Source organism: Paracoccus saliphilus (assembly GCF_028553805.1).
Lineage (GTDB): Bacteria > Pseudomonadota > Alphaproteobacteria > Rhodobacterales > Rhodobacteraceae > Paracoccus > Paracoccus saliphilus.
This window is the reverse complement of record NZ_CP067141.1, coordinates 66,318-88,305: the sequence shown is the minus strand read 5'-3', so window position 1 is coordinate 88,305 and position 21,988 is coordinate 66,318. Positions and strand designations below refer to the sequence as shown.

At 62.7% G+C, this 21,988-nt stretch carries 19 protein-coding genes, 2 pseudogenes and 1 riboswitch; of the genes and pseudogenes, 6 read left to right on the top strand and 15 right to left on the bottom strand.

Annotated features, from left to right (window positions below):
- Window positions 1–3 precede the first annotated feature (3 nt).
- The 5 genes from JHX88_RS21405 to JHX88_RS21385 are packed head-to-tail and all read right to left on the bottom strand — an operon-like array spanning window position 4 to window position 6,378.
- The gene (locus JHX88_RS21405) at window positions 4–633 is read right to left on the bottom strand and encodes a precorrin-8X methylmutase (protein WP_076526878.1); all 630 of its coding nucleotides are present in this window, start codon (window positions 631–633) and stop codon (window positions 4–6) included.
- Window positions 633–1,742, bottom strand: coding sequence for a precorrin-3B synthase (cobG, locus tag JHX88_RS21400; RefSeq protein WP_076526877.1), 1,110 nt, complete (start codon window positions 1,740–1,742; stop codon window positions 633–635). The genes JHX88_RS21405 and cobG overlap by 1 nt, the downstream gene beginning before the upstream one ends.
- Window positions 1,739–4,975, bottom strand: coding sequence for a cobaltochelatase subunit CobN (gene cobN / locus JHX88_RS21395; RefSeq protein ID WP_076526876.1), 3,237 nt, complete (start codon window positions 4,973–4,975; stop codon window positions 1,739–1,741). The genes cobG and cobN overlap by 4 nt, the downstream gene beginning before the upstream one ends.
- Window positions 4,975–6,021, bottom strand: coding sequence for a cobalamin biosynthesis protein CobW (gene cobW, locus JHX88_RS21390; protein ID WP_076526875.1), 1,047 nt, complete (start codon window positions 6,019–6,021; stop codon window positions 4,975–4,977). Before cobW ends, cobN begins: the two co-directional genes overlap by 1 nt.
- A 3-nt stretch (window positions 6,022–6,024) precedes the next feature.
- Window positions 6,025–6,378, bottom strand: a complete 354-nt coding sequence (locus JHX88_RS21385; RefSeq protein ID WP_076526874.1) for a DUF1636 family protein — start codon at window positions 6,376–6,378, stop codon at window positions 6,025–6,027.
- Between the two features lie 103 nt (window positions 6,379–6,481).
- A riboswitch (cobalamin riboswitch) is annotated at window positions 6,482–6,695 on the bottom strand.
- A 292-nt stretch (window positions 6,696–6,987) separates the two neighbouring features.
- On the opposite strand from JHX88_RS21385, the gene relB reads away from it, so the two are divergent.
- Complete coding sequence (gene relB, locus JHX88_RS21380) at window positions 6,988–7,281, top strand: type II toxin-antitoxin system RelB family antitoxin (RefSeq protein WP_076526873.1); 294 nt, start codon at window positions 6,988–6,990, stop codon at window positions 7,279–7,281.
- Window positions 7,274–7,549, top strand: coding sequence for a type II toxin-antitoxin system RelE/ParE family toxin (locus JHX88_RS21375; RefSeq protein WP_076526872.1), 276 nt, complete (start codon window positions 7,274–7,276; stop codon window positions 7,547–7,549). The genes relB and JHX88_RS21375 overlap by 8 nt, the downstream gene beginning before the upstream one ends.
- A gap of 393 nt (window positions 7,550–7,942) precedes the next feature.
- Here JHX88_RS21375 and JHX88_RS21370 read toward each other — a convergent pair whose 3' ends face one another.
- Window positions 7,943–8,155 (bottom strand): nuclear transport factor 2 family protein, encoded by a 213-nt coding sequence (locus JHX88_RS21370; RefSeq protein WP_076526870.1) that lies wholly within the window; start codon window positions 8,153–8,155, stop codon window positions 7,943–7,945.
- A 181-nt stretch (window positions 8,156–8,336) separates the two neighbouring features.
- Window positions 8,337–8,722: pseudogene (gene tnpA, locus JHX88_RS21365) on the bottom strand (IS200/IS605 family transposase).
- 64 nt (window positions 8,723–8,786) lie between these two features.
- Between tnpA and JHX88_RS21360 the strand changes: the two are divergent.
- Window positions 8,787–9,326 (top strand): MFS transporter, encoded by a 540-nt coding sequence (locus JHX88_RS21360; RefSeq protein WP_076526869.1) that lies wholly within the window; start codon window positions 8,787–8,789, stop codon window positions 9,324–9,326.
- A 497-nt stretch (window positions 9,327–9,823) separates the two neighbouring features.
- On the opposite strand, the gene JHX88_RS21355 is transcribed toward JHX88_RS21360, so the two are convergent.
- Both JHX88_RS21355 and JHX88_RS21350 read right to left on the bottom strand, forming a co-directional pair.
- Entirely contained in the window at window positions 9,824–10,105 is a 282-nt protein-coding gene (locus JHX88_RS21355; RefSeq protein WP_076526868.1) for a DUF3892 domain-containing protein, read from the bottom strand.
- Window positions 10,106–10,781: 676 nt separating this feature from the next.
- Window positions 10,782–10,925 (bottom strand): annotated as a pseudogene (locus JHX88_RS21350) (IS110 family transposase); the annotation flags it as partial.
- A 144-nt stretch (window positions 10,926–11,069) separates the two neighbouring features.
- Between JHX88_RS21350 and JHX88_RS21345 the strand changes: the two are divergent.
- Window positions 11,070–11,267, top strand: a complete 198-nt coding sequence (locus JHX88_RS21345) for a hypothetical protein (protein WP_141225856.1) — start codon at window positions 11,070–11,072, stop codon at window positions 11,265–11,267.
- A 282-nt stretch (window positions 11,268–11,549) separates the two neighbouring features.
- Here JHX88_RS21345 and JHX88_RS21340 read toward each other — a convergent pair whose 3' ends face one another.
- Window positions 11,550–12,581, bottom strand: coding sequence for a hypothetical protein (locus tag JHX88_RS21340; RefSeq protein ID WP_141225855.1), 1,032 nt, complete (start codon window positions 12,579–12,581; stop codon window positions 11,550–11,552).
- A 360-nt stretch (window positions 12,582–12,941) separates the two neighbouring features.
- Complete coding sequence (locus JHX88_RS21335; RefSeq protein ID WP_084203186.1) at window positions 12,942–13,163, bottom strand: hypothetical protein; 222 nt, start codon at window positions 13,161–13,163, stop codon at window positions 12,942–12,944.
- A 782-nt stretch (window positions 13,164–13,945) separates the two neighbouring features.
- On the opposite strand from JHX88_RS21335, the gene JHX88_RS21330 reads away from it, so the two are divergent.
- Entirely contained in the window at window positions 13,946–14,404 is a 459-nt protein-coding gene (locus JHX88_RS21330; RefSeq protein ID WP_141225854.1) for a DUF6173 family protein, read from the top strand.
- A 181-nt stretch (window positions 14,405–14,585) separates the two neighbouring features.
- Window positions 14,586–14,894: a hypothetical protein gene (locus JHX88_RS21325; protein WP_141225853.1), complete on the top strand. Its 309-nt coding sequence runs from the start codon at window positions 14,586–14,588 to the stop codon at window positions 14,892–14,894.
- Window positions 14,895–15,243: 349 nt separating this feature from the next.
- Here the strand turns inward: JHX88_RS21325 and JHX88_RS21320 are convergent, their stop codons facing one another.
- The 4 genes from JHX88_RS21320 to JHX88_RS21305 are packed head-to-tail and all read right to left on the bottom strand — an operon-like array spanning window position 15,244 to window position 21,983.
- Window positions 15,244–17,967, bottom strand: coding sequence for a nitrate reductase (locus JHX88_RS21320; protein WP_084203185.1), 2,724 nt, complete (start codon window positions 17,965–17,967; stop codon window positions 15,244–15,246).
- Window positions 17,964–18,299 carry a nitrite reductase small subunit NirD gene (nirD, locus tag JHX88_RS21315; RefSeq protein WP_076526863.1) on the bottom strand — a complete coding sequence of 112 codons (336 nt, stop codon included), beginning with the start codon at window positions 18,297–18,299 and terminating at the stop codon, window positions 17,964–17,966. The genes JHX88_RS21320 and nirD overlap by 4 nt, the downstream gene beginning before the upstream one ends.
- Window positions 18,296–20,734: a nitrite reductase large subunit NirB gene (gene nirB, locus JHX88_RS21310; protein WP_076526946.1), complete on the bottom strand. Its 2,439-nt coding sequence runs from the start codon at window positions 20,732–20,734 to the stop codon at window positions 18,296–18,298. Before nirB ends, nirD begins: the two co-directional genes overlap by 4 nt.
- Before the next feature lie 13 nt (window positions 20,735–20,747).
- A complete protein-coding gene (locus JHX88_RS21305) occupies window positions 20,748–21,983 on the bottom strand; it encodes an MFS transporter (protein WP_076526947.1) in 1,236 nt (411 codons plus the stop codon).
- Between the last annotated feature and the right edge of the window lie 5 nt (window positions 21,984–21,988).

Genomic DNA, 21,988 nt, shown 5'->3' with positions numbered 1-21,988 from the left:
GGCTTACTCCTTGCGGCTGGCCAGCGCGTTGACGGCGGCGACGGTGATGGCCGAGCCGCCCAAGCGCCCCTCGACGATAAGCGAAGGGACTGGCGGGGCAGAGATCAGCGCCTGCTTGGATTCTGCCGCACCGACGAAACCCACCGGGCAGCCGATGATCGCGGCGGGACGGGGGCAGGCGGGATCTTCGAGCATGTTCAACAGGTGGAACAGCGCGGTCGGAGCGTTGCCGATGGCGATCACCGCGCCGTCCAGATGCGGGCGCCACAGCTCCAGCGCGGCGGCGGATCGGGTATTGCCCATCTCCTGCGCCATGGCGGGCACGCTTGGATCCTGCAGGGTGCAGATGACCTCGTTCCCGGCGGGCAGACGGGCGCGGGTGATGCCCTCGCTGACCATCCGCGCATCGCAAAGGATCGGCGCGCCGGCTTCCAGCGCGGCACGGGCGGCGATGGCCATGCCGGGGGTAAAGCGGATATGCGCGGCCAGTTCGACCATCCCGGCGGCATGGATCATGCGAACGGCGGCGATTTCCTCTTCGGGGGTAAAGCGCGCCAGATCGGCCTCGGCCCGGATGGTGGCGAAGGATTGGCGATAGATCGCCGCGCCGTCCTTTTCGTAATCGTAAGGCATCACAGAACCTCTGGCAGTCGGGCGGGCGGCAGCCCGCGAAGCTGGGGAATATCCGAGGCGCAGCCGCCCCGGATCAGGTCGAAACCCTCGGGCGTGGCCGTAAAGGTCAGATCGGCAGCGCGCGGCCAACCGCAGCCCTTGGCGCAGCCCGAGACATGCAACACCCGCCCCTCGGGCAGATGCGGCGCAAGCTGGCGGGCAAGGGCGCGGGTCGGCGCATGGGCATGGCGGCAGCCCGGAGCGCCGGTGCAGGCGCGCAGCCGCAGCCGGGGATCGCCGGGTTCCGCGATCAGGCCGGGCAGGGCGGGGACCGAGACCGCGCCCTCGATCAGCAGCATCCGCCACGGTGTCACGCGGAGCGGGCCAAGCGCGGCAAGATCGGCAAGTGTTTCCGCCTTGAGTTGACCGAACTCGACGCTGAGCAATATCCCTTGCGGCACATCACCCGGAACGGGAGGCGTCAAGGCAGGGGCGGGGGACAGCACCGCATCCGGCGGCGAGACGCCGCGCGCGATCAGCCCGGCCATTCGCCCCCGGCCTTCGGGCGCTCCGCCCTGTGCAAGGAACCATTCGGCCAGTGCCAGCGCCTCGGTCGCATCATGGTAGCGAGTCCCGTAGGCGCATCCGTCGGCACGCAGGATCAAGCCGCCATCCGCACCCCGCTCCAGCCGGATATCGGCGGGGATGTCCTGCAGAACCGGGGCCGGGCCGGTATCGACGGCAAAGCCGAATTTCGAGGGCAGGGGCAGGGCAGAGGCGGCCAGCGCCGCCTCCAGTTTTGCGGCCAGCCCATCGGTTTCGGGATCCGCGAAAGGAGTGACGATGATGTTGCGCCGCTGCTCGGCCCCGATATCCGCATCGATCAGGCCAAGCGCGCGAAGGGCCTCGATCAGCGGGGCATGGCTATCGGGCGTCACGCCGCGAATTTGCAGATTGGCGCGTCCGGTCAGGTCGATCAACCCATTGCCATGATCCCGTGCAGCGCGGGCGATTTCCTCGGTCTGCACGGGGCTCAGACGCCCGCCATGCGGACGGATGCGGGTGATCCAGCCATCGCCGGATTCCATCGGCCGCAACGCGCCGGGGCACCATCCCCTGACCCGGCTCATCGTTCCGCCTCCAGCGAGGCCGCGATCGAGTTGCGGCGGGTCGTCCATAGACCGGCATCGGCAAGGCGGCGGAACAGGTCGCGCATCGCCTGCAGCGCCTCGGGGTTGGCCTGTTCCATGAAATTCACGATCTCGGGGCGGCCAAGCGTCGCGTCGTGATAGAGATCGAACAGATGCGGCGGCACCGCCCCGGCCAGATGCGCGAAAGCGGCAAGGTGATCCAGCGTCGCGGCGATCTCGGCCGCACCCCGGAATCCATGCGCGGCCATGCCATCGGCCCATCGCGGATCCGAGGCGCGGGCGCGGACCGTGCGGGCGATCTCCTCGGTCAGGCTGCGGGCGCGGGGGCGGTCGGGCTGCGTGGCGTCGAGATGGTAGAGCGACGGTTCTGCCGCCCCGATCCGCGCCATGGCGGCGGCGAAACCGGCCTCATGCGCGGCATAATCGGCGGCCAGCAGCAGATCGGTTTCCGGCAAATCCTGCGCATGGAGGAAACTGTCCGCCCCCGCCAGCCGCGATTCCAGCGCCGCGCGGTCCTGCCGCGCCTGGCCATCTGCGCCGATGGACCAGCTTGATGCGGCCAGCCATGCCTCGCCCGCCGCCTGCCGCGCCTGATCGGTGAAACTGTCAGCCGCCGGACCCATGCCAAGCCCGTATTGTCCCGGTTCGGGGCCGAAGACGCGGGGGTTGCGGGTCTGGTAGGGATTGTCCACCGGGTCTTCGCCACGCCCGGCCAATGCCGCCGCGCCGGTCTCGAACAATTGCGCCAGCACTGGGAACACGTCGCGGAACAGGCCCGAGACCCGCAGCGTCACGTCGATCCGGGGGCGGTTCAGCAGGGTCAGCGGCACGACCTCGACGCCCGAGACCCGCCCCGATCCGCTATCCCAAACCGGTTTCAGCCCCGCCAGGTGCAGCGCCATGGCGAATTCCTCGCCCGCCGTGCGCATGGTCGCGCTGCCCCACAGATCGACGACCAGCCCCTTGGGCCAGTCGCCGTGATCCTGCAAATGTCGGCGCAGGAATTCCTCGGCCAGCTTGACCCCCTGCGCATGTGCGGCAGGGGTCGGCACGGCGCGAGGATCGGTGCTGAACAGGTTCCGCCCGGTGGGCATCACGTCGCTGCGTCCCCGCGCGGGCGAGCCCGAGGGTCCGGGTGCGACATGGCGTCCATCCAGCGCGGCCAGCAGCCCCGCCTGTTCCTCGGCCCCGCAATCCCCCGAGCCGTAGACATGCAGCCCCTCGCCGAACTGGCTTTCCTTGAGATCACAGACAAACAGATCGATCCGGGCGATCGCCTCGGCGGCGCTGGCATCGGGCGGGATGCCCAGATCCGCCTCGACACCGGCCGCGCGGGCCTCGTCGCGGATGGCGCGGGTCAGGCGGTCGCGCCGCGCCGGGTCCAGCCCGTCGGCGGTGGAAAATTCGTCCAGCAGCCGCTCCAGCTCACCCAAGCCTGCCGGGATGGCCGCGGCGACCATCGGCGGCGGCAGATGGCCTAATGTTACAGCGCCAAGGCGGCGCTTGGCCTGTGCCGCTTCTCCGGGATCGTTGACGATGAAGGGATAGATCACCGGCAGATCACCCACCAATGCCTCGGGCCAGCAAGACCCGGACAGCGCCACCGCCTTGCCGGGCAGCCATTCCAGCGTGCCATGCGCACCCATATGCACCAGCGCATGCAGGCCTTGCGCGCGTAGCCACAGGTAGAAGGCGACATAGCCGTGGCGCGGGGTGCGGGTCAGGTCGTGGTAATCGTCCTTGCGGCTGTCGCGCTGGCCACGCTCGGGCTGCAGCGCCAGCAGCAGGTTGCCGCGCCGGATCGCGGCAAAGCGGAACACGCCATCGCGGCAATCGGAATCGGCCTGCGCATCGCCCCATTCCGCCCGCAGATCGCCGCGAAGGGTTTCGGGAAGATGCTCCAGAGCGGCCAGGTAGTCGGCCAGCGGCCAGTCGATATGCTCGGTTGCCAGTGCTTGGGCATCCGCGCCGGGGGGAATGTCGTAATCGGCTTCATTCAGTATCTTCAGCGCGGCATCCGCCGACGCCAGCGCATCCAGCCCCACGGCATGGGCTATCTGCCAGTCGCGCCCCGGATAGGTGGACAGGACCACGGCGATGCGGCGATCCTCGGGCGCCGTGACGGTAAGGCGATGCCGCGCGCTGACCCGGTCCACGATGGCCGCGACGCGATCAGGCTCGGCGCGATGGGCAAAGCGGCTGAATTGCAGGTCGGGGTCGCGCGGCTCGGGGGCCTTGAAGCTGGTCACGCCCGCGAAGATGCGGCCATCGATCTCGGGCAGGACGACATGCATGGCCAGGTCGGATGGCGACAGCCCCCGCTCTGCCTGCTCCCATTCCCGGCGGCGATTGGTGGAGAGCGCCACCTGCCAGACCGGGCAACCGAACCCGTCGAACGGCGTGACCCCGGTTTCGGCCCGGACCGAGAAGCCGGTCGCATTGACGAGGGCCACCGGAGGAGAGGGGAGCGCCCCGGCCAGCCATTCACCGAAACCCGGAGTCTTGAGCGATGGCGCAAAGACTCCGCAGGCCGCAAATCCGACCTTGTGCAGCCCGTGGATCAGCGCATCGACCGGGCCGGTGTCGGCGGCGGCCAGGTAGCTGCGATAAAAGCTGACAAGGGCCAGCGGGCCATCATCTGGCGGTGCGGAGATAACGCCTCGATCGGGGTCGTAAAAACCCATCTGCGGCACGGAGGTCGCGCCCATGACCGGTTCGGCCCACAGCCCCGCCGCCATCGCCATCTGCGCCAGCGCGGCCTGCGCCGCCACCGCTCCGCCCGCATCGCAAAGCCGCTTGAGTTGCCGCAGAACCGAGACCGGCACGGTTGAAACCGCGTCCAGTCGCGGATCGTCGCGGCCATCGCCGGGCAATACGGCAAGTGCGATCCCCCGCCGCCGCGCCAGATCCTGCACCGAGGCCAGCCCATAGGGCCAATATGCCTCGCCGCCGATCAGCCGGATCAGGATGCCTTTCGCACCAGACAGGGTCTGCTCGACATAGGTATCGACCGAGACCGGATGCCGCAGCGCCACGAGGTTGCACAGCCGCAGCGAGGGCAGCCCTCCGCTCGCGCGATGCCAGCCTGCCGCGAAAGCCCCGAGATCGCTGTCCGAGAAGGACAGCACCACCAGATCGCCGGGTGTCTGCCCGGGATCATAGGGGGTGTCGGTCTCTTCCAGACCGTGGCTTTCGCGGAAAACGATATGCATCAGGCAGGCACGGCCCCCAGCAACAGGTCGCGGATCGCGGCCTCGTTCACATCGTCATGCTCGGCGATCACCACGAGGCGCGAGACACGGGGCGCATCGCCCCAGGGCCGGTCATATTGGTGCCGCACCCGCGCACCCACCGCCTGCACCAGCAGGCGCATCGGCTTGCCCGCGATGGCGACATGGCCCTTGACGCGCAGGATGTTCTGCTCGGCTGCCAACCGCTCGATGGCGCGGGCCAGCAGGTCGGGATCGTCGAATTCCGGCAGATCGATCACCACCGTGTCGAAATCCTCGTGCTCGTGGTCATCGGCGCCGTCGTGATGGCTGGGCCGGGCCTCCAGATCGTCCTCGGCCGCCGCCCCGAGGCCCAGGATCACCGCCGGATCGATCGCGCCATCGGTCACCGGCAGGATCGGCAGCTTGCGCGGGGCTTCGGCCTCGATCATGGCGCGGGCGGCGGCCACGCCCGCATCGCCCGCCAGATCTGCCTTGGTCAGCAGCACCACATCGGCGCAGGAAATCTGGTCCTCGAAGACTTCCGACAGCGGGGTTTCGTGGTCGAGGCTGTCATCGGCTTCGCGCTGCGCCTGCACGGCGGCCTCGTCGGGGGCGAACCGGCCCGCGGCCACCGCCTCGGCATCGGCCAGCGCGATCACCCCGTCCACGGTGATGCGCGAGCGGATCGCCGGCCAGTCGAAAGCCTTGAGCAGGGGCTTGGGTAGTGCGAGACCCGAGGTTTCGATCAGGATGTGATCGGGCTTTTGCGGCATCGCCATCAGCCGTTCCAGCGTCGGGATGAAATCATCGGCGACGGTGCAGCAGATGCAGCCATTGGACAATTCGAGGATATTCTCGGCCGGGCAATTGTCGTCTGCGCAACCTTTCAGGATCTCGCCATCGACGCCGACGGTGCCGAACTCGTTGACCAGAACGGCCAGCCGCTTGCCTTGCGGGTTCTGCATCAGGTGCCGGATCAGCGTCGTCTTGCCCGAGCCCAGAAAGCCGGTGATGACGGTAACGGGAGTCTTGGTCAGGTCGGTCATGGATCACTCCTGCGGGGGGATACGGGCAAGGCTTTGCTTGCGAAAGATCACGGGTCGCTCGCGCCATGGCACGAGCCCGTCGGGGGCGGCGGCATAGGCACCGGCGCCGGTCAGGATGTCGGCGGCATCGTCGGGGGTCAGGCGGCCATAGACATAGGACCACTTGCCGGGCGCCGACAATGCGACCGAACAGCCCATAGAACAGGCCGAGAGGCATTCGACGGGGCGCAGCTCGACGCCTTCCGGCAGGTTGCCCGAGGCGAGACTGTCATGCAATCGCGCGCCGGGACGCGGCTCCGGCGGCGCATCCGGGTCAATCCCCCGGCAGGTGGTGCAAACATGCAATATGGCGCGCATAGCGGCCCCTTCCCTCCAGCACGGCGCATGGGGTGGGGCCAGAAGGCCGAAAGAGGCGCGCAGCCAGCTTTCCGCCTGCCGGTCGCGGATCACCCCGTCCGCCCGTCAACAACCAGCGCTGGCAGGTCTCCCGGCTTGCGGATTCAGGGTTTCCCCAACGGTCGACCCACCTTCCCGGCATCTTGCCAGTGGCCTGGGCGACCTATCCGGTCACGGTCGCGGGGGCGGCTGCGCTTTGGCGGGACCTTTCCGGCCCTGCCTGTCGCATTCCCTCTTCGCCTGCCCGAGAGGCAGGAACCAGCGCAACCCTCACCTGCGGCACAGGCGGGGCGATTGTCAAGCCGAAGTCGCTATCCGATGCCGGGGAAATCGCGCCGCTCATGCCGGGATCAGAATGAAGTATCGTCCAAGGATTGTGGTGGCATTGATGTAGAACTCAGGCTTCGGGTGTAGCTTCCCGTTTCCATTGGGACGGCGAGGCGACGCGTTTGGGTTCGACGACACCGGGTGCATTGACGCTGTTGCGGATCGGCAGGAACCCTGATCATGACGGTCTTGCGAATATCTCAATTGAGATACATAGTGCTTCCGAAAACAGGAGGACATGCCATGCCCGCCCAAACCTCGATGCTCCATGTTCGCGTGGACGACCAGCTCAAGGCACAGGCAGCCGATGCCCTGTCCGGGGTCGGCCTGACGCTTTCGGATGCCGTGCGTATCCTGCTGACCCGCGTTGCCGCCGAAGGGGGCTTGCCCGCCGGTCTGACTGCGGACCCGGATGCCTATGACGCCTGGTTCCGTGCCAAGGTGCAGGAGGCACTTGCCGATCTCCGCCCGGCGACACCGCATGACCAGGTGATGCAGGGCGCCGGCGCCCTGATCGACGGGAAGCGCCGTGCCTGAAGTCGAATGGAAGGCCCCGGCGGTCGCGGACCTGGTGGCGATTGTCGAGTACATCTCGGACGACAACCCGGATGCCGCGCTTGCCCTGCTTGAGGAAATACAGGGCAAGGTGGCGCAGCTCCCGGCGCATCCGAAACGCTGCCGTCCCGACAGGGTGGAGGGTACACGGGAACTGATGGTCCGGCCCAACTACATCGCGGTCTATGCCGAAACCGCGGCGACGGTCACGGTGCTGCGCGTACTTCACGCCGCGCAAATGTGGCCCTGACGGCATCCGGGTTCCAAAATCATCGCTGGATCGGCCCTCCGATCCTCAGAGGTTTTCGGGCCGACCAGGCCTGGTTTCGCTCCACATCTCATCCATGAAGGCGCCGTGTTCGAAACGAGGATCGCCCGGCTAGAACTTTCCGGCACGTTTCCGGGCCAATTCGCGGCGGGACATCTTGAGTCGGGGGAGAGGGATGTCGACAACCTCTGTCTCTTCCCCGGGTATATCGGGGCACCAGCCTCGCGCGAACTGGCGGTCCAGTTGGGACATGCACCAGATGCAAAAAAGCAAGACCCGGGGCTTGAGATACGGGGCATGAGGGACGACGGCTAAGCCCACGTCGATCTGGACCGGATCGACATTGCGCACCCACAAAGTGACGGCGCAAAGATCTCAGCGCACGATCTTGCCGGGATGATCATCGGCGAACACCATCTGGTACCCCATCAGCGTGTCCATGTACTCCCGGATGCGGCAAACCTTGTCCTCCCGCATCTCGAGGATGAAAACGTAGCTGTTCTCGTAATAGCGTCCATTGGAGAGCGTCGCCTTCTGGGTTTGCTCTGGCGGCAGACGACAGCGAAGAAGCCACCAGGAGCATTTCATTCGCAATGGGTGGTTTGACGACAAGGACTGATGGCCGGTCCCGGCCTCGGCGCATATCTGACCGAACTCTGGTCGTGGCGCGCCGCGTTCATCACGCTCGGTCTCGCAGCCCTGACTGTCGCTATCCTCGGCCCCGCAGTTCTGGGTAAAAGAGACAAATCAGCCATCGAAAGTGAATTCTCTACCGGCTTGCGCCGGTAGCATCGCGTTTGGAATGTAATTCCAGATACTGCAGGATCACGTCATCGGTCACGTTCCCGGATGTGGTTGAGAAATACCCCCGCGCCCAGAACCTGCGCCCCCAATAACGTTTGCGCAGGTCCGGAAACTCCAGTGCATCACATTCGACAAAGCCAGTTTCGGCGGGATCGAGACGAACATGTGGATGTGATCACGCGCCAGCACGCCGCGCGCGATATGCACCCCCATCTCATCACAGGTCTGCCGGATGATCGTGCGCAGGCGCTCGCGCATGGTGCCCTGCAGAACCTGATATCGATATTTTGTCGCCCAAACCACATGATAACGGTGGTAAAATCTGCTATGGCTGGCTGTAGAATAGCGCATGAGAGAACTCCACACTGGCGAGGGCAGACTGTTCGTTCCAGGTACGTTCGGAGCGCTTTGCGGTATGTTTTTCGGTCTCGGCGGCGCGGTAGGGATCTATTCGCTGGTTGGTGAGCGTCTACGCGATGGTCTCCATCTGGATACGCATCAAATTGGCCTTGTTTATGTCGGCTTCGGCATACTCTCTGTTGCCGGAAACGCTTTGGCGCCTACGGCGATACGACGCATCGGCGGCGGCAGGCGTGCGATGCGGCTGGCCACGGCAAATGTCATTGTCTGTCTGGCGGTCGTGTTTGTGCTTCCGAATCCCACTCTGCTTGCCGTCGTCCTAGCCTTGGGAGTGTGGACAATCGTTGGAGGGATAGGCGCACCTGGACTGGAAGCACACATTGCCGGTCTATCGGACACCCATCGCGGTGTCCTGCTGGCATTGAGCACCAGCGCTGCAAACCTTGGCGGGGCGCTATTTGCCGCTCTGGCCGGAGAGGCCTATCTTCGCGGCAATTTATGGGTTGGTGGGCTCGGCTTCATATTGCTGTCGATCTCCGTCATGGCACTCGTCAAGCCGCGAAGCCGGTGTTCTGCCGCCAAGAACATCGGTTGATCGTAGTTTATTAAAGTAGCCGCATCGCCAATCAAAACTCCTTGAGGGAGCAACCAAGATGTGGAGACAAATCGCTCACTGAAGGGCAAGGGCCTCGTGCGCGGCAGTATCGAAAGATGATCAATGCGACAAACAGGTCGAGTTTTTCAACAAAATAGGCTCATATCAGCCACCAGACCAATATGCCTCCGATTGACGACCCAAGAAACAAGACGATACCAGCACATAGTACAAGAATGCGGACAACGTCTCGCTCCAACTCCGGGCCCAAAGGCATCTTTTCCCCTTTTTCCGCTCGCCAAGGCCAATTTAGCATTCAGGATCGCTAAATGCCATGCATAGCGGAATCTCCTGAGGCAGCTTGAGTATCCATCCGCTCACATCGGCCACCGTCCCCAAATTTTGTTATTAGCTTAACACGGACAACAGACCCCTGCTCATCCGATCATCAACGCCCTCTGAGAGGGCGTTCGAGCCCGATGGTTTTGGCGCAATCTTCAGTATGATTGGGCGCATTCTGACAGAGATAGCAGATAGTTTGGAAGGTCTTTGTCCATCTCAGTTTTGAGGAATTTGTTACCGAATCCGCTTGTCGCAATAACAACATTGACGCACTTCCCTCCGACATCAACGTAGAATCTGTAACGTCCTGATTCGATGTAGCGAATCACCTCCTCGAGTGTTGCAATCCAGCGCCTCCCGCCGACATGCGAAATGCTGTCGTAAGGATCGAGCCTGTTGATTTTATTGATGCAGGTGATCTGTAGTAGTTCAGTCAATTATTCTTCCTCCGCTTTTTGCATTTATAAGCGGTTGCTCGCCGATTCGGCTATCCTTTGAGGCAATTTGTCGCCGTCAATCTTTAGACATTCTCGAACCAAAATTCTCGGCGTTGTCTCAACGCCTCAGGGCGATACTTTCTCCGAGCAATCATGCAGCCGGGCGATCTCTCGCTCAATCGTATCCGATGCATCAGGGGACTCCATCGCGCGCAGCCTTGATGGCTGTGCCGATCACCTTCCGTGCAGGATGATCGTCCGCAATTAGATGACCTTCCATATGGCTACTGGAACTGCGTAAGCATAAACAGCCCGATACGCCGGCATCCGGATCACTTCACCACGCAAGTTGCACAACTGTTTATAGAGTTTGAGTTCGGTCATTGTGCGGGCTTTTCCGAACATGACCAGCGTGAATCACTCAACACACTGCCTTTCAATGGAAATTTATAGGGTTAGCTCTGTAATTGCATAGCTCAGGCGGTGTTGATCCCTCGAGGGTTTCATGGATCTGTCCGCACTGACCGAGCCGAGGCTGGTCGTGCTGTATCGGGTCTCACAGAGGCGAACGTTGCATTGACACGAAACGGGCTTGCGAACCCATCCGACCACCTCCGCAGATCGTTCGTCACTGCGTTTCCTCTCGGGACACCGCCCTCGGATCAGCTTTGACGCTTCACCGCTGGCAAACTGAATTTACCCTATCTTGCGCGTGGAACAAAGTACCGTCGCGCAGCATGGCATGCATGATCACCGAGAGGCGACGGGCAAGCGCGACACAGGCCTTCTTCAGGCTACGACGCTTGGCGATCTTCACAGCTCATGTCTTGAGGGCATAGTTCTCTCAGCTTAGATGCCGTTATGGGCCTGCGCAAGGAGTGGCTCGTTGCTACCCCCCGATTCGGCGGGCTTTTTCTTACCTGAGCAAAGGAGGCGGCATGCCGGAACAGAATTACAGGTGCGCATGGAAGAGCGCATAGTCACACTCTTTAAGCGCATGGATGGTTATGATGCCCACCAAGGCAAGACCATGGATCGCGTCGCCAAGCTGGAGCAGCTGACCTATGGGCGCAGGCATTTCTTCCGCTGGATGGATCGCGGCGGCGTCGCCGTCATCGGCGCGGCCGTGGCCGTGGCCGTGATCTTCGAGAAATTCTGGTGAGCGGGGCCGAAAGGAGATTTGCCGGGACTGAACTATCAACATCTCAGATGAGAGATGAATACAGGACATTGTACCGGTAGTTAATGCGGCACTGAATGCCTGGATCAATGTCTAGTTTTTTCGGATTCGCCGGAAGCACGCGGTGGTTGCGAAGGGCGAAGGCGTCCGCATCCATTGCACTATTTTGGCACAGCAGAACGCGGGGTATTCGTTGCACATGGCTTCGACCCGTTCGCCTATGGCTTGCTTTGCTATCACGGGTGGCCGGCATAGTCGGAAGTTTCAACGAGAGCGGAGAAGTCTTCTCGCCATATGAGCTAGCCGGAAACCGATACGGCGTTCGAATGGATAATTGCCATGTGCTTGAGGTGGCGTTGATGCGTCGGGAGATTGCGGCTCTATAGGTATAGCCGCACCCAGCAAATCGGCCTCGCTCCTGATCGGGTTCTCAACGTCCTTGATGGTGCCCCGTAGGTCGAAACCGCAAACGCGTTCGGCCCACTCAACGGCGCCACGATGTTTCTCGATATGCTGCTCGATCAACTCTCGAGACAGATCAAATCTTCTACCGGTAACGCCAGATAGATTCTGCATTAATTTATGTAATGCCTCGCTCTTCTTTCTCCCATCCAACTGCGGGGCGGTGAATTTGTTGAACGCGTATAGTGTTCCTATCGCTTCTACGGACCATGGGTCATTGCGAATAGGTGTCGACAAACGGACTTCATCAACACCAACGCGCTCGGCGAAATCGCTCACGACATTACCACCAATTAGGTCATCGCGTGAATAACGGACGAACTGGACGTTTTTCCGGCCAAATTGGTTAATGAAAGGCTGAAATCGCTTTCTGTATTGCGGAGCAGGAATAGTGAAGTTCTTGAGCCCATCTATAATGCGTTGCTGCATTTGGCTCGCTGCCAGTGAGGCTAGAGGGCGCACATAGATGATGACTTGGACGCGTTCGGAATGATCGCGAAGGAACTTGGCCATCGCCTTGATCTCGTGTGGCTTCAGGTGGTCTACGATGCCTTCGCTGGAAAAAATCACGTCGCCATCTTCAAGGACTGCCGAGTTAACCGCCTTCATATGTCGGTCAACTTCCTCGGCAATCTGTTTGTCTGTCAGGCCCCTGTTTCGGTACACGTGATAATCTTGCGGGCTCTCAGAAAAAGAGCAGATCAGGGGCGCACTGTGATTAGCTTGGCCGAGGTCCGCATAACGGATACGATCTGATTTGAAGCTGAGAAGGGCATTCTGAATGGAAGTTGATCCGGTTCTCGGCATCCCGGCGTGCAAATAGCATGTCCGCATGTTCGCTCCCCATCGGTTTAGAGGTCAACCTAAACAGCCCGCGCCGTCCAGGGCAATCGGAACCCGCCGATAATATGGAGAGCATTGATGCCACAACCCCGCTACCTTCGGCCACACCCACCTGTCTGATGCCCTGAGAAATCGCGGCGGCGTCGCCGTCATCGGCGCGGCCGTGGCCATGATCTTCCAGAAAATCTGGTGAGCGAGACCGGATAGAGAATATGCCGAAAACCATCCGGCCCCATGCCTCCCCACGGCGATATGGGCAGGCACGAGCAATAAATCCCGGCTCTTCCGTTTCATCAAGTCCGCTTCGCGCAGGCATATTCGGACCAGCAAGCGAGTGCCGATATCTACGTTTCAGGATGACGGCTTCACCGGTCGATCATGGAGCCGCGCGATCTCCCGCTCGATCGTATCCAACGCGCCAGGGTCTGCCTCGCGCGCAGCGCTGATGGCGGTGTAAATCGCATCCCATGCGGGATGATCATCCGAGATCAGATGGCCTTCCATATGCGCTACGGTCAGAGCGTGGGCAAAAATCACCCGATAGGCCGGCCCCCGAATTGCCTCATCACGCATGTGTCGCAGCCGCTTGTAGAGCTTGAGTCCAGTCATCCCGAGTAAATGGGGCGCGGTTCCCCAAATCCAATATCGATCGGAGTTGAATGTGGGGCCGAGAAGCTTCCGGGCATCTCGACCCCATACCTTCACCCATGCCTGACGAAAGGTCAATGAAGGCAGTTCAGCATAACCGACAAATAGTCAATTCACCAAACCCGCCTCACGTGGGCTTTCCAATTCCGTTCAATGCGGATTCGCCCGCCCAAGCCTCACCGGGCGCAGTCAGAAGAATGACACTGACATGCAGATCAAGATTCACATCGCTGCACCCCTACTGGGCTCGAAATCGCTGTGAATGTTATTGGCCAACTTCTACGAGCCACCCGCCGATGGAGGCAACGAGTCCCGTGCAAAAGCCAGGGTCATTGTAAGGGATGCGGTTCAACATCTGCTCGACCGCAGAATCCGCGCCCGCCTCCGCTGAAGCAACAAGCGCATATGCTTCTGGTGAGGTAGTGGCTTTGAGTGACCACAACAGCTCAGAGATCATGGCATCAACTGCCGGATTGGTCTCGATGCCATCGCATTTATAGGCAGCAGCACGATAGACGCCATGTTCTGCGAATGACTCGACTGCATTCTGCGTGTCAAACTGCGAAGCAACGAACGCTTTAGCCGGGGGACAGCTAGCAACTGCATTTCTCAGGCGGCCTGATTGACAGCCCTATTGCCCCCAGTCCAACGGCTGATAAAATCTCTGCAACTGGGCCGCCATACTGCGGCCAATGAGCGAGGCGAATATGGCCGATACTGACGATCAGCCCGACGATGTGAATTTCCCGGAAATCGTGGCACAAGAGATGGTGGCTGAACAGCGCCAGCAGGTTCGGCAGCAGAGGGCACAGGCCGCTAGTCAGCCCGAAATCACCGAAGAGAATTTTGAACTGCATGAGGCGGCCCTTATTTTCAATCATCTGCGCCAGCGGATCAAACAATTCGAGGCGAACCTGGGCGAGAGCGAGGAAATCGGCCTGCAACTGGCCAATTTCGGCCTTGCGGCACAGCTGCATATCCGCGCAATATCGTATCAAAATCCCAATCTGATCGAATTCCACGGTCTGGATCCCAAAGGTCACAAGGTGACCCTGATCCAGCATATCGATCAGCTAAATTTCATGCTGGTCGCGGTCAAGCCGATCAAGAAAGAGCCCTATAGGGTTGGTTTCCTCGAAGATGTCAATGAAAACGCAAAGACGTGAAAATGGGCCTGACAAGCACAGTCGAAAGCGACACTGGTCCCGAAGCGATCTGGCCCTTGTTTTTCAATTCGTGAATGGATGATCGGATGCCATTCGTTTTTTGATTGGGGCTTCCGAAAGCGGTCTCTTGCTCGATTATCGTCGGGAACAGTTCGCCGGGCAGCGCTCGAGGCGCGGCTATATGGAGCAGATCATCGACGTGGTCGATCCGATAAAGCATTTTGCCTATCATCTGATCGAAAGCGATTATTGGAGAAAAGGGAAGCGATCAACAACCGTTCTTCTAGCCCAGGAGGTGAACATGCAGACCCTCACTTTGACAGAAAGGGAGCTAACTGTTCTTCGCGATGCGCTCGAAATCGCTCGCGACCGCTACCAGGACAACGCGTGCAATTTGCGACATGCTAGTCCTGCTCACGAGCACTTGGCCGAGCAATTCGACCGCCAGGGCGCCGATGCAGAACGCTTGATGGAAAAGCTTGATGCATGACCCACTAAAGCCGACCCTGAAAGGGCCAACATGTATTTCCTGCTTTCTAACGCCGGATCCTCGTCATCATCTTCTTGGCGATCATTCTGCTCCCATCAATGGTTGTTATCACGCGCCAACAGAACATGACCGTCTCGACTTGACTGGCTTTCATCGTTCCTCCTTCGCTATCCTCTTAGCGAGCAGCCTAAAACATATATATCCTGTAGTTAACGCCTCCAGTGCCATCACCTAAAATTCACAGCCAACCGTCGCCTCACGTCGGTTTTTTTTGATGAAGTCAGAATGACATTCACTCCGACCCTTCTACCACCTTCGATCAGTGTGACAGGCAGGTGATTTCCCCAATTTAGTTAGCGTGATCAGAAGCATGTTTCCGATCGTCGGCAGGTATGTCGCGTGATAATATAAGTGATTCACCTGCGTCGAACACCGTCGGTTCCTTCGCAGGATTACCCGATCCGGCAAGGCAGCGTTCGATCAACGCCCGGATTTCCGGACGGCAGGAACCGCAATTGCTGCCTGCCTGCAAGGCCGCGCCGACGGATTCGACCGTGACGAGCCCCTGTTCGGCGATGGCGCGGGCGATGGTATTCACCCCCACCCCGAAGCAGGCGCAAACCGTGGCGCCCTCGTCCGGCTGGTCCGCCCCGGCGCGACCGGCCAACATGCCGGGACCGGGCTCTGCCCCCAACAACCCGGCGACATGGCTGCGCGACAGCGCCACCGGTTCAGGGGCAACGAAGAGAGCGGCCGCGAGACGTCCTTGCTCGACAAAACCGAGGCGCTGCATGCCACGGGCGCGATCCGAAATCGTCAGGGGCTCGCTGGTCAGGCCGAACATCGCAGCGGCCCATTCACCCCAATCCGCAGGCGGTGCCCGCCCGGCAAGTTCGGCCTGCATCCCGCCGGGCAGGCTCGCCCTCGCCCAATAGGCGCAATCGGGACGGAAGGCGCGCGCCGCCAGGGCGAAACCGAACCAGCCCGCCGCAAAGGGCCGGATCGCCACCGGCGCGGATTTCGAGGCGGGCTGACCCGATAGCGGATCGGTCAGCCACGGCACCAGCGCATCGATCCGGCCCGAGGGGGCGGTTTCCCCGGTCCAGTGCATCGGCGCGAAGGGATGGCCCCGCGCCACGCGGTCGGTTACCAGCACGCGCAGGATCGCCCGGCCATGCGGGCTGTCGACCTCGGCCAGTTCCGCCGGTTGCAGGCCCAGTTCCGCCGCGTCCTGCGGGTGCAGTTCCAGATAGGGCTCGGCCATGTGGCGGCTGAGGCGCGGCGACAGGGCGGTTCGGGTCATGGTGTGCCAATGGTCGCGCACCCGCCCGGTATTCAGCCTGAACGGATAGGCCGGGCAAAGCGGCTGCGGCGCGCGCGCGGTGACGGGCACCATCCGTGCCTTGCCATCCGGCGTATGGAACCGGCCATCGCCGAAGAAACGCCCACCCCGCTTGCGCGATGATTGCGGCCATAGGAACGGCTCCAGCGCATCATATTCGGCGGACGTGATCCCGGCATGGGCGGAAATGTCGAAATCGCTGCCGAGCCCGCCCGCCACCCCGGACAGGGCGGCATATTCGGCATAGACCTCGGCGGCAGAGTTCCAGCCGAAAGCATTTTCCCAGCCCATCCGCCGCCCCACATCCGCCAATATGCGCCAATCGTCCCGCGCCTCGCCCCTTCGGGGCTGGCTGGGGCGCTGGCGGCTGATGCGGCGCTCGGAATTGGTGACGGTGCCGTCCTTCTCTCCCCATCCGGTGGCGGGCAGCAGCACATGCGCCAGCCGGGTGGTATCGGTCTGCTCCATCATGTCGCTGACCACGGTGAAATCACAGCCCTCGATGGCGCGGGCGACGCGGTCGGCCTCGGGCATGGTAACGGCGGGGTTGGTACAGATGATCCACAGCGCCTTGATCCGGCCCTCTTCGACGGCGCGGAACATCTCGACCGCCTTCAGCCCCGGCCCTGGCGCCATCGCGGGCGCCTGCCAGAAATACTGCACGGCGTCGCGATGCGCCTTGTTCTCGATATCCAGGTGGCAGGCCAGCATATTGGCCAGCCCGCCAACCTCGCGCCCGCCCATCGCATTGGGCTGCCCGGTGACGCTGAACGGCCCCATGCCGGGGCGGCCGATGCGGCCCGTGGCGAGATGGCAGTTGAGGATCGCGTTCACCTTGTCGGTGCCGCTGTCGGACTGGTTGATGCCCTGGGAATAGACCGTCACGACCTTCTCGGTATCGATCCACCATTCGAGAAAGCGCGCCAGATCCTCGGGCTCAAGCCCGGTCATCGCCGGATCCGTGGCGCGGGCGGCATGTAGCGCCTCTTGCAGCCCCGAAACATGGGGCAGGAAAATCCCGTCACAGGCGCGGCGGCGCTCGTTCTCGGCCAACAGCAGGTTGAACAGCGCCGCGTCCCCGCCCGGCTTGATCGCCAGGTGCAGATCGGCGAGGTCACAGGTCGCGGTGCGGCGCGGATCGATCACCACCACGCGCGGCCCCAGCCCCTTTTCCCTGGCCGCGGCGAGGCGCTGATACAGCACCGGATGGCACCATGCGAGATTGGAGCCGACAAGAACCACCAATTCCGCTTCCTCGAAATCCTCATACAGGCCCGGCACGGTGTCCGAGCCGAAGGCGCGGCGATGCCCCGCCACGGAAGAGGCCATGCAGAGCCGCGAATTCGTGTCGATATTGGCCGAGCCGATGAAGCCCTTCATCAGCTTGTTGGCGACATAGTAATCCTCGGTCAGCAACTGTCCCGAGACATAGAAGCCGACCGAATCCGGGCCGTGTTCGGCAATTGTTTCCTGAAACCGGCGCGCCACCATGTCGAGCGCGCTGTCCCAATCGGCCACCCGGCCATGGATGCGCGGGGTCAGCAGCCGCCCGTCGGGCCGAAGGGTCTCGGCCAGCGCCGCGCCCTTGACGCAGAGCCTGCCGCGATTGGCCGGGTGGTCGGGATCGCCGGAAATATCCAGCCCGCCTTCCCCGTCCGGCCGGGCCAGCACGCCACAGCCCACGCCGCAATAGGGGCAGGTGGTGCGGATGGGTTGAGCCCGGATATTCATGCCGCGCTGTGCCTTGGCAGCGCACTGGCATCCAGCAGCACGCGCCCGCCCTCGACCCGGGCGGGATAGGTGCCGACCTGCCCGTCGTCCGCGCCTTGCGCCGCGCCGGTATTCATGTCGAACACCCAGTTATGCAGCGGGCATGTCACCGAGGTGCCATGGACAATGCCCTCGGAGAGGGGACCGCCCTTGTGCGGGCAGCGGTCGTCCAGCGCGAAGACCCGATCATCGGCGGTGCGAAACACCGCGATACAGCCCTGCGCGGTGCGCACCAGCCGGGCGCCCTGCACGGGGATATCCTCCAAGGCTCCGATATCGACGAATTGGGTCATTCCGCGGCCTCCAGGGTGAAATCGGCCATCGGGGCCCATTTGGCGCGTTCCCGGTCGGTGGAATGTGCGGCCCATGGATCTTTGCGATAGACGGATTGGCTCAGCTCGAACCGCTCGACCAGTGCCTGCCGCCCGGCGAGGTCATCGACGACGCGCTCGATCACCCAGTCCAGCCCGACCTTGGCGACCCATTTATAGGGGCGGTCCAGGTATTTGGCGTTCTCGCGGTAAAGCTGGATGAAGGCGGTGATGATCTCGACCGCCTCGTCCTCGGACGGGGTCGAGGCAAGATGCTCGGTCTCTTTCACCTCCATGCCCGCCGCGCCGGCGACGCTGATATTGTAGCCGGAATCGACGCAGACCACGCCGACATCCTTGCAGGTCGCCTCGGCGCAGTTCCGGGGGCAGCCCGAAACGCCCAGCTTGACCTTGTGCGGCGTCCAGGACCCCCAAAGCAGCTTTTCCAGCCTTATGCCGAGCCCGGTCGAATCCTGCGTGCCGAAGCGGCAGAAATCCTTGCCGACGCAGGTTTTCACCGTGCGCAGCCCCTTGGAATAGGCATGGCCCGACACCAGCCCGGCCTCGTTCAGATCGGCCCACATATGCGGCAGATCCTCCTTGCTGACGCCCAACAGGTCGATGCGCTGGCCGCCGGTGACCTTGACCATCGGCACGTCATACTTGTCGGCGGCATCGGCGATGGCGCGCAACTCGGCGGGCGTTGTCACCCCACCCCACATGCGCGGCACGACGGAATAGGTGCCGTCCTTCTGGATATTGGCATGGTTGCGCTCGTTGACGAAACGGCTCTGGCGGTCGTCCCGATACTCGGTCGGCCATTCGGCGAGCAGGTAGAAATTCAGCGCCGGGCGGCAGGAATGGCAGCCACCGGGGGTTTTCCAGCCCAGTTCCTGCATGACCGCAGGAATGGATTTCAGCCCCATCGACTTGATCAGCCGGCGCACATCCTCGTGGCTGTGATCGGTGCAGCCGCACATGCAAGCAGGCGCGGCGGCGGTGAAATCGTCACCAAGCGTGAATTGCATCACCTGCTCGACCAGCCCGGTACAAGTGCCACATGAGCCGCTGGCCTTGGTCTGTGCCCGAACCGCGTCCAGAGAGGTCGCACCCCCCTGGACCGCCTCGACGATCTGCCCCTTGCAAATGCCGTTACAGCCGCAGATCTCCGCCTCAGGCGGCAAGGCTGCAACGGCCGCCATAGGGTCCGGCGCACCCCCTCCCTGGAAGGCGGGGCCGAATATGAGCGTGTCGCGCATCTCGCTGACATCGGTTCCGTCCTTCAGCAAACCGTAGAACCAGTTGCCGTCGGCGGTGTCGCCATACATGACGATGCCGATGATACGGTTATCCTTTAGCACCAGCCGCTTGTAGATGCCGCGGCCCGGATCGCGGAAGACGATATCCTCGCGCCCCTCGCCGTCGGCGAAATCACCAGCGCTGAACAGGTCGCAGCCGGTGACCTTCAGCTTGGTCGCGGTCTGGACCGGGCGGAACTCGGCGGCCTCGCCCTGCAGGGTTTGCGCCAGCACCCTGGCCTGATCGTAAAGCGGTGCGACAAGGCCGAAAAGCTGCTGGCGATGTTCGACGCATTCGCCGAGCGCGAAAATCGAGGGATCGGTGGTACGCATGGAATCATCGACGGTGATGCCGCGCTCGACCTCCAGCTTGGCATCCACGGCGATACGGGTTTCGGGGCGGATGCCCACGGCCATGCAGACCAGGTCCGCCGGGTAGACGGTGCCGTCTTCCAGCAGCACGGCCTCGGCCCGCTCATGGCCAAGGATCGCCTTGGTCGCGCCCTTGCAATGCACCTTGATGCCGCGGCTCTCCAGGTCCTTCTTCAGCAGGTAACCCGCCGCCGGATCGAGCTGCCGCTCCATCAGGTGATCCATCAGGTGGATCACCGTGACGCTGGCGCCGCGCGCGGCCATGCCCGCAGCCGCCTCCAGCCCCAGCAGCCCGCCGCCGATCACCACGGCATCCTTGCCCGCGATGCCGGCATCGATCATCGCATGGGTATCTTCGAGATCGCGATAGGTGACGACGCCGGGCAGTTCCTTGCCGACCACGGGAATGATGAAGGGCGCAGAGCCGGTGGCGATGACCAGCGCGTCATATTCGGCCGAGCGGTAATTGGTGTGAACGACCTTGGCCTCGCGATCGATCCGAACCACGGGCTCGCCGAAGCGACAGGTCACGCCATGGGTTTCATACCAGCCGGCGTCATGGGTGACGATCTCTTCATAGGTCTTTTCGCCCGACAGGACCGGCGACAGCATCAGGCGGTTGTAATTGCCGCGCGGTTCCTCGTTGAACAGGGTGACGTCGTAAAGATCGGGGGCGGCGTCGAACAGATGCTCCAGCATCCGGCCCGAGGCCATCCCGGCTCCGATGATGACGAGTTTCTTCTTCATCGCATGGCTCCTTTCAGGCAGCTTGCGGGACAGCGGCGCGGTCGAGGCGACGGACAGAGACATGCATCCAGCCGAGGCCGATGGCGACCAGCACGAACAGCACCATGAAGCAGCTTGACCAGAGACCCGTCTCGTCGCGCAGCCAACCGAACAGGAGCGGCAGGAAGAAGCCGCCCAACCCGCCGATCATGCCGACCAGCCCGCCGACCGCGCCGACATTCTGCGGATAATAGCTGGGCACATGCTTGTAGACGGCGGCCTTGCCGAGGCTCATGAAAAAGCCCAGTACAAAGATCGCCACCACGAAGACCAGCGGCGGCAGCCCGCCCGGCAAGGACAGGACCCCCGTGACCGCCAGCGAGACGGCAAAGGTCCAGTACATCACCCGCCGCGCACCGAGCCGGTCCGACAGCACCCCGCCATAGGCGCGAAAGATCGAGGCCGGGATGGAATAGGCCGCGCCGATCATCCCGGCGGTCTTCACATCGAAGCCGTAGACCTCGATCAGGTAATGCGGCAGCCACAGCGCCAGCGCGACGAAAGCCCCGAAGGCGAAGAAGTAATAGAAGGAAAAACGCCAGACCTGCAGGTTCTTGAGCAGCGAAAGCTCTGCGAAAAGGCTGCGCGGCGGCGCCTTGGGGGCGGTGCCGTGATGGCGGGCGAAGCTGTCGGGATCGTCATAGGTGGTGAACCAGAACAGCGCCGCCATGGCCACCAGAAGCAGCGCCCAGATCTGCGCGGTGCCCTGCCAGCCGACCGCGATCATCACGAAGGGCGCCACGAACTTGGTCACCGCCGCGCCGACATTGCCGACCCCGAAAATGCCAAGCGCCGTCCCCTGCCGCTCCGCAGGGTAAAAGCGCGATACATAGGCGACGCCCACCGCGAAGGATCCGCCCGCCACCCCGACGCCGGTGGCGGCCAGCAGCACCTGCGGATAGCTCTGGGCGAAAGACAGCAGCAGGGTCGAGGCGGCGGCGGTCAGCATGGTCAGGCTGTAGACGATGCGCCCGCCCAGCCTGTCGGTCAGGATCCCCAGCACGATCCGCACCAGCGAGCCGGTCAGGATCGGCAACCCGACCATCAGGCCGAATTGCGAGTCGCTCAGGTCAAGCTGTTCGCGGATTTGCAGGCCGATGATCGAGAAAATGGTCCAGACCGCGAAACAGACGGTGAAGGCGATGGTGGACATGATCAGGGCGCGATTGGCCTCTTCAGGCGAGGCGGGCGCGTGGACAGGATCGGTCATATGGG

Coding starts and splice junctions, on each gene's coding strand:
- cobN (WP_076526876.1), bottom strand. CDS start 4,975: ATGCATATCGTTTTCCGCGAAAGCCACGGTCTGGAAGAGACCGACACC.
- relB (WP_076526873.1), top strand. CDS start 6,988: ATGCCCGCCCAAACCTCGATGCTCCATGTTCGCGTGGACGACCAGCTC.
- JHX88_RS21405 (WP_076526878.1), bottom strand. CDS start 633: ATGCCTTACGATTACGAAAAGGACGGCGCGGCGATCTATCGCCAATCC.
- JHX88_RS21345 (WP_141225856.1), top strand. CDS start 11,070: ATGGAAGAGCGCATAGTCACACTCTTTAAGCGCATGGATGGTTATGAT.
- cobW (WP_076526875.1), bottom strand. CDS start 6,021: ATGACCGACCTGACCAAGACTCCCGTTACCGTCATCACCGGCTTTCTG.
- JHX88_RS21340 (WP_141225855.1), bottom strand. CDS start 12,581: ATGCGGACATGCTATTTGCACGCCGGGATGCCGAGAACCGGATCAACT.
- JHX88_RS21385 (WP_076526874.1), bottom strand. CDS start 6,378: ATGCGCGCCATATTGCATGTTTGCACCACCTGCCGGGGGATTGACCCG.
- JHX88_RS21320 (WP_084203185.1), bottom strand. CDS start 17,967: ATGAATATCCGGGCTCAACCCATCCGCACCACCTGCCCCTATTGCGGC.
- cobG (WP_076526877.1), bottom strand. CDS start 1,742: ATGAGCCGGGTCAGGGGATGGTGCCCCGGCGCGTTGCGGCCGATGGAA.
- nirB (WP_076526946.1), bottom strand. CDS start 20,734: ATGAAGAAGAAACTCGTCATCATCGGAGCCGGGATGGCCTCGGGCCGG.
- JHX88_RS21305 (WP_076526947.1), bottom strand. CDS start 21,983: ATGACCGATCCTGTCCACGCGCCCGCCTCGCCTGAAGAGGCCAATCGC.
- nirD (WP_076526863.1), bottom strand. CDS start 18,299: ATGACCCAATTCGTCGATATCGGAGCCTTGGAGGATATCCCCGTGCAG.
- JHX88_RS21325 (WP_141225853.1), top strand. CDS start 14,586: ATGGAGCAGATCATCGACGTGGTCGATCCGATAAAGCATTTTGCCTAT.
- JHX88_RS21330 (WP_141225854.1), top strand. CDS start 13,946: ATGGCCGATACTGACGATCAGCCCGACGATGTGAATTTCCCGGAAATC.
- JHX88_RS21360 (WP_076526869.1), top strand. CDS start 8,787: ATGTTTTTCGGTCTCGGCGGCGCGGTAGGGATCTATTCGCTGGTTGGT.
- JHX88_RS21335 (WP_084203186.1), bottom strand. CDS start 13,163: ATGCGTGATGAGGCAATTCGGGGGCCGGCCTATCGGGTGATTTTTGCC.
- JHX88_RS21370 (WP_076526870.1), bottom strand. CDS start 8,155: ATGAAATGCTCCTGGTGGCTTCTTCGCTGTCGTCTGCCGCCAGAGCAA.